At 50.3% G+C, this 6,237-nt stretch carries 6 protein-coding genes; 1 reads left to right on the top strand and 5 read right to left on the bottom strand.

The features are described 5' to 3' along the window. Positions 1–381: 381 nt before the first annotated feature. The 4 genes from ACVBDQ_RS14460 to ACVBDQ_RS14445 form a co-directional block, all read right to left on the bottom strand. Positions 382–1,116, bottom strand: coding sequence for a CAP domain-containing protein (locus tag ACVBDQ_RS14460; protein ID WP_011230938.1), 735 nt, complete (start codon positions 1,114–1,116; stop codon positions 382–384). A 466-nt stretch (positions 1,117–1,582) separates the two neighbouring features. After that, a complete protein-coding gene (locus ACVBDQ_RS14455; protein ID WP_013145591.1) occupies positions 1,583–1,807 on the bottom strand; it encodes a glycosyl hydrolase-related protein in 225 nt (74 codons plus the stop codon). Between the two features lie 79 nt (positions 1,808–1,886). After that, the gene (locus tag ACVBDQ_RS14450; RefSeq protein WP_014195616.1) at positions 1,887–2,642 is read right to left on the bottom strand and encodes an SIS domain-containing protein; all 756 of its coding nucleotides are present in this window, start codon (positions 2,640–2,642) and stop codon (positions 1,887–1,889) included. Positions 2,643–2,787: 145 nt separating this feature from the next. Next, positions 2,788–4,224, bottom strand: a complete 1,437-nt coding sequence (locus ACVBDQ_RS14445) for a malic enzyme-like NAD(P)-binding protein (RefSeq protein ID WP_446663279.1) — start codon at positions 4,222–4,224, stop codon at positions 2,788–2,790. A gap of 313 nt (positions 4,225–4,537) precedes the next feature. On the opposite strand from ACVBDQ_RS14445, the gene ACVBDQ_RS14440 reads away from it, so the two are divergent. Then, positions 4,538–5,431 carry a DMT family transporter gene (locus tag ACVBDQ_RS14440; protein ID WP_023634139.1) on the top strand — a complete coding sequence of 298 codons (894 nt, stop codon included), beginning with the start codon at positions 4,538–4,540 and terminating at the stop codon, positions 5,429–5,431. Between the two features lie 155 nt (positions 5,432–5,586). Here the strand turns inward: ACVBDQ_RS14440 and ACVBDQ_RS14435 are convergent, their stop codons facing one another. Beyond that, positions 5,587–6,138 (bottom strand): DJ-1/PfpI family protein, encoded by a 552-nt coding sequence (locus ACVBDQ_RS14435; RefSeq protein ID WP_307895991.1) that lies wholly within the window; start codon positions 6,136–6,138, stop codon positions 5,587–5,589. Positions 6,139–6,237 lie beyond the last annotated feature (99 nt).

Here is a 6,237-nt window from a genome sequence, read left to right as displayed (position 1 = left end):
TCTCCCTTTCCGCACAGGAGACAGAATATTCTGTCTCCTGTGCGGAGGAAACCGACTCCTTATCCATTCTAAATCCATTCAGAGATACCCTATCTATCTTTCATTACACAAAATTCTTGACGGTACCACTTTTTAGGTTGCGGTCCCAATCGCGTATTCGCATCCGCTGTCCCCCTAATCTTTCGTCTTTCGAATTTCTTTGGAAATTATATCATATTTTTATAGGGGATCGGAGAAATATTTTTCAAATAAAAAAGGGCTGACCCAAAAGGGTGTTTTTCCTTAAACCAAACACAACATATTGTTTCATGCCTATATACATAATAAAAAAAAGTGTCCCGATCCTTTTGGGACACCCTCGACTTGCATTTCTTTTGTCTCTTACTTGCGGATGAATTGCTGCGTCCAAATATATCCATTTTCTTCAAAACCAACGCCGATGTGCGTAAAGTTTTTGTTCAAAATGTTCGCGCGGTGGCCTTCACTGTTCATCCACGCATTGACGACTTCCTGTGGTGTGCGTTGGCCTTTGGCGATGTTTTCCCCGGCAGCCGTGTACGAGATGCCGAATTTTTTCATCATCTCAAATGGAGAACCGTACGTCGGGCTGTTGTGCGAGAAGTAGTGGTTCACGGCCATATCGCGCGATTTTTCGCGTGCGACTTTGCTGAGGGCCAAGTCAACTTGAAGCGGCGGCAAGCCGTATTTTGCCCGCTCTTTATTCGTCAGTTCAACGACTTGTTGCTCATAGGCGTTTAAGCCAGTTGCTTTTTGCGGTGCTGCTGTTGGGGCCGTCGCTGGCGTTTTCGCCGGTGCTGGCGTATTCGCAGCCGGTTTCGTCGCTGGCTGTTTGACCGTTGCCGGCGCCTGCGGTTTTGTCGTTGGCTGTTTTGCCGCCGGTTGTTGTGTTGCCGGTTTTACGGGTTGGAACGACACGAACGGGAAGTATTGTTGCAGCCATTTCTCAAAATCTTGAACGTTTGTGCTGACATATTTTACTTGATACGCATTCGCTGTCGGACACGTCGTCCCAGCTGCTTCCGTTTTCGTTGCCGCGAACGAAGCGCCGGCGAGTGCGACCGAAGCTGCGATTGTTGCTACCATTTTTTTCTTCATCGGAATTCCTCCTTGTATCCTCTATTTGAAAGTTTCAGAGATATTGCGTCCGTCAGTCATGCCTACACGATGAGATTCGAAGAGGAACGGTTTCGTTGTTCCCTTGCCTTCGCCCTCATTATAACACGGGTTTTTTGTAATATTTTTGGGCTAAAATGGAAAAAACGCAGGCTGGCAACACCTGGAAAAACAAGCGCTTGTTTTCATTGCCAGTTGGCTGCCCATCACGGCAGTTGCAACGATTGGAAGCGGCATCCTTTCACTAACTGCCCTTCCTTTTTCCCCTCTATTATTCTAGCCACCCACATTTTTCTAGGAAAAAGGGAGTTGACAGCCTCTTTTTTGAACCATTTCGTTTAACAATTGTTACAGCTGTGTTACAAAACAGGGGAGATATTCACATTCTTGTTTTAAAAAAGAAGCTGGTGGCGATCAGCCCCAGCTTCTGTCATGATCTTTTTCGTTCCTAGTCGACAACGAGCACCGTTTGCACTTCATTCGGCTTCACCTCGACGGCAAACGTCCCGCATTCGTCCGCCGCGAGCGAGTCAAGCGGCTCCTCGTTGAGATTCGCGCGAAAAACGCCCGAAAACGGCTTGTTCCATTGGAACGCCGCCGTCGTTATCGTTGGCGTTGAATTGTAAAAGAGGAGCTTATCGGCATACAGCCGCACCCGTTCGTCAAAGCGCATCGATCTCCATCCCCCACCGTCTCATCGTTTGCTACTATTTTAGCAAGAACGGATGGCGGTTGGCTATAGAGCGCCTCTTCTATTGCGATAGTTGATGCCCCTTAACCAACACCGGAATGCGTTCTTTATATTTCTCCACCCATCGGCGGTTATGTTCGTCCGCCCCCTCAATGTTGCCGCTTAAAAAGATCGGCGGTTCTATTCCATTTTCCGCCATGAGGACAATCGCCTCGGCGAAAACGGCGTTTAAAATCGCGCTGCCGATCACGGTCGAAGTAGGGGCAAATGGAACGGAAACATTCGGATGAGCTAAAATCGCGTCTCCTCTCACACAATGATTGTCAATCACCAAGTCCACCACTTCATACAATAACCGACCGCTCTTATGCCGCGACGGTTGACTCTTCGAATATTCCAAAGATGTAATCGCGATCGTGTACGCCCCTTTCTCCTTTGCTGCCAACGCCACATCAATCGGAACAGGATTGCGCCCCGATGTGGACAAAACAAAAAACACATCTTCAGGACGGATATCCTCATGATTGATAAAATTTTGTGCCAAATCATTCATTCTCTCCAACATGGACGACCGCACCGCCCCTTCGTGAAGCATCAGCGGCTCGACAAAGATCGGTTTCACCGGAACAAGCCCTCCCGCCCGGTAAAACACTTCCTCTGTCAAAATATGGGAGTGGCCGCATCCGAATAACTGAACGATTCCGCCGTTTTGAATCGCTTCGCTTACCATATGGGCGGCCTTTTTTAGATTGTCCTTTTCATGGCTTAAAACGAGTTCCAGATGTTCATTGATTTTTTGGAAATATTGATTGATCATCGGCCATTCGCCCCTTAAGCGCTTGATTTCCTATCCCTAAACTAGATTTAGCCCGCCGCAGCCACAGTTAGACCCGCTCCTGCAGCCAAAAAAACGGCTTCCCCTATAAAGGAAGCCGTCCGTCGGTTCCATCGCATTCCTTGCTTTACTGCCCTGTATATCCGCCAACCGGGATATTGTCCTTCCGCGCCACCCCAGTGCGGTAAGCGGCTTCGATGACCGCTTGTCTGACGCGTTCAACGACTTTGCTGTTGAAGACGCTCGGGATGATGTATGTTTCGTTCAATTCATCCTCCGTCACGACAGAGGCAATCGCCTTCGCAGCGGCAAGCTTCATTTCCTCGTTAATTTCTCTCGCCCGGCAGTCGAGCGCCCCGCGGAAAATGCCCGGGAAGCAAAGGACGTTGTTAATTTGGTTCGGATAATCAGAACGTCCGGTCGCCATAACGCGCACGTACGGTTCGGCCAGCTCCGGATCAATTTCCGGAATCGGGTTGGCCATCGCAAACACGATCGGGTCGCGCGCCATTTTTTTCACATCTTCCACTTTTAAAATGCCGGGAGCTGAGACGCCAATAAACACATCTGCGCCGGCGATGACATCGGACAAGCTTCCTTTCAGATTATCCGGGTTCGTGATTTGCGCATATTCTTGCCAATACGGATTTTCATACGTTTCATCGCGATGGATGGCGCCGTGGCGGTCGACCCCGATAATGTTGCGTACGCTGGCCGCAAGCAAAATTTTCGTGCAGGCGATGCCAGCGGCGCCAATGCCGGTGAGAACCACTTTAATGTCCTCGAGCTTTTTGTCGACGATTTTCAACGCATTAAGCAACCCGGCCAAGAGCACGACCGCCGTGCCGTGTTGGTCGTCATGGAACACCGGGATGTCAAGCTCTTCCTTCAACCGCTTTTCAATCTCAAAGCAGCGCGGAGCGGAAATGTCTTCGAGATTAATGCCGCCAAACGCCGGGGCGATCGCTTTCACAATTTGAATGATTTCTTCCGTGTCTTTCGTATCCAAACAAATCGGGAACGCGTCCACTCCGGCAAATTCCTTAAACAGCATCGCTTTCCCTTCCATGACCGGCATCGCCGCATACGGGCCGATGTCGCCAAGCCCGAGCACCGCCGTGCCATCCGAGACAACGGCGACCGTATTCCGTTTAATCGTCAGCGAATACGCCTTGCGCGGATCCTCAGCGATGGCCGTGCAGACGCGCGCCACGCCCGGCGTGTACACCCGCGACAAGTCGTCGCGCGTTTTCACTGGGATTTTTGAATTTGTTTCAATTTTCCCCCCGATGTGCATCAAAAACGTGCGGTCGGAAACGTTGATGATTTTGACGCCGCGAATTTTTTTCAGCGCCTCAATGATCAAATCGCACTGCTTCGTGTCGAGGGCGCTGACGGTGATGTCGCGCACCGTGTGAACTTTGCTTGATGAAATGACGTCAATTCCGACAATGTCCCCGCCCGCTTTGCCGATTGCGGCGGCGATATCGCTGAACGAGACGATATCTTTTTCGAACTGGAGACGAATCGTAATGTTCATCGCTGCCCCGCCTGGTAATGCCATAACAATCGTCCTTCCTTTTCTCTATTTTTGTTTAAATCAGTAAATCATCTTACGGTACAAATGTTATCCTATGAACCGGAAAAAGACAACCCTTATTGTACACCCCTTTCGGCAAACACATGCATCTTTCCGCCGAACGTGAAACAGCATGCGTCCTGAGCCAGCGCAGCCTTCTTCCCACCGTTCATGTTCCGCTGTTGGCAAAACAGCAACAGGGGTGGCTGACGGCAGAAAAACAACATGCAAGAAGGAAATCAGAGCAGCAATGAAGTAAACGTAAAAGAAAGGAAAAACTAGACAGGAGCGAAAAAGAATGAGAGAAAAGCTGTTTCTCGTGCTGGCCAACTTGTTTTGGGCCGGCAATTACGTCATCGGGAAGTCCATCATTGCGGAAACGGGCCCATTTTGGCTGACGTTGATCCGTTGGTGCGCCGCTTTTATCGTGTTGGCGCCCGTATCGTACTGGCTTGAGCGGCCGCGCTACCAGGACATCATCAAACAATATTGGCTGCCGCTCGCTGCAGCCGGAATTCTTGGCGTCATCGGCTATAATTTGCTTTTATACGGCGCGCTCGCCTATACATCGCCGATGAACGCAGCGATCGTCAATTCGCTCAATCCGGCGATCATCGTCGTGTTGTCGTATGCGCTGCTGCGGGAGCGGCTGTCAAAAACCAATATTGCCGGCTTTTTGTTGTCGCTGGCCGGTGTATTGTTTATTTTAACGGATGGGCATATAGCACACGTCTTCCGAATGAACTACAACCGCGGTGATTTGATGATGCTCGCCGCCGGTGTCGTCTGGGCGCTTTATTCGATCATCGGCAAAAAACTACCCGTCCCACCGATTACAGCGACAACGTGCTCCGTTTTTTTTAGCTTGCTGCTGCTGTGGCCGTTCGCATTCTTTTATCCGTTTCCAGCTGATCACATAAGTGCAGCTGGGCTCGCCGGATTGGTCTATATTTGCTTGTTTCCGTCCATTCTTTCCTTCTTATTTTGGAACATCTCAGTGCAAAAAGTCGGTCCGAGCCATGCCGGTGTATATTTAAACTTAATTGCCGTATTTACCGCTGTGATCACGTTTTTGCTTGGCGGTGCTCTATCCGTCCTGCAGCTGGCCGGCGGCGCAATCGTCTTGTTCGGCGTCTATTTGGCGACAAAAGCGCCGAAAGTGAAGACGGAACAAGTGGATATCGCAGGATGACGGCCGGGCCGTTTGGCGGACAGCATCATCAAAAATAAAACCCGCCATCACAAGCGGGAACCTTTAGCCATGAAAAACAGCGCCGCCCGCCGCACCCAAAACCCTGTTGCATGCACAAGCGGTCTCCCCTCACCCAAAGGGAGACCGCTTTTTGGCTATTGGAGCAATCGAAGGAACTCACGCATAAACGCCGGCAAATCCGGCCACGCATGGGCGGAGACAAGGTTGCCGTCAACATGGACCGTATTGTCAGACACATACGTTGCTCCGAGCGCTTCGACACCGGGTTTGCAGGCAATATACGCTGTCAAGCTCCGTCCTTTCAACAAATCCGGCATCGTTTCAAAAATGAGCGAGGCGTGGCAAATTGCGGCAATCGGCTTATTCGCCTCAAAGAAATGACGGACGATGCGCTGCACGTTTTCATCAAGGCGAATGTATTCCGGCGCCCGCCCGCCTGGAATGACTAACGCATCGTATTGCGTCGGGTCGATCTCGGCGAACGATGCATGGGCGTCGATCAAATAGCCTTGTTTTTCCACATACGTATCCCAGTCGGCAAAATCATGGACAACGGTGTGCAGTTTCTTTTTCTTCGGCGCGGCAATCGTTACGTCATGCCCTTCCTCCAACAAACGATAATACGGATAATACACCTCCAGCGCCTCAACAGCGTCGCCGGTGATGATCAACACTTTTTTGCTCATGGATTCCCGCCTCCTTGTCCATTTTTTTCTTTCATTTCTATCATACTGGAAACGAGTGAAAAGGAAAAGTAAAATGATTGGTGGAAAGGTATGAAGCAG

The sequence above is a fragment of the Geobacillus sp. CCR genome, assembly GCF_052906625.1.
This window is presented reverse-complemented; position numbering and strand designations above follow the sequence as displayed.

Excerpts from the sequence above, each read along its gene's own strand:
- ACVBDQ_RS14460 (WP_011230938.1), bottom strand. The coding sequence starts at position 1,116 with ATGAAGAAAAAAATGGTAGCAACAATCGCAGCTTCGGTCGCACTCGCC.
- ACVBDQ_RS14455 (WP_013145591.1), bottom strand. The coding sequence starts at position 1,807 with ATGCGCTTTGACGAACGGGTGCGGCTGTATGCCGATAAGCTCCTCTTT.
- ACVBDQ_RS14450 (WP_014195616.1), bottom strand. The coding sequence starts at position 2,642 with ATGATCAATCAATATTTCCAAAAAATCAATGAACATCTGGAACTCGTT.
- ACVBDQ_RS14445 (WP_446663279.1), bottom strand. The coding sequence starts at position 4,224 with ATGGCATTACCAGGCGGGGCAGCGATGAACATTACGATTCGTCTCCAG.
- ACVBDQ_RS14440 (WP_023634139.1), top strand. The coding sequence starts at position 4,538 with ATGAGAGAAAAGCTGTTTCTCGTGCTGGCCAACTTGTTTTGGGCCGGC.
- ACVBDQ_RS14435 (WP_307895991.1), bottom strand. The coding sequence starts at position 6,138 with ATGAGCAAAAAAGTGTTGATCATCACCGGCGACGCTGTTGAGGCGCTG.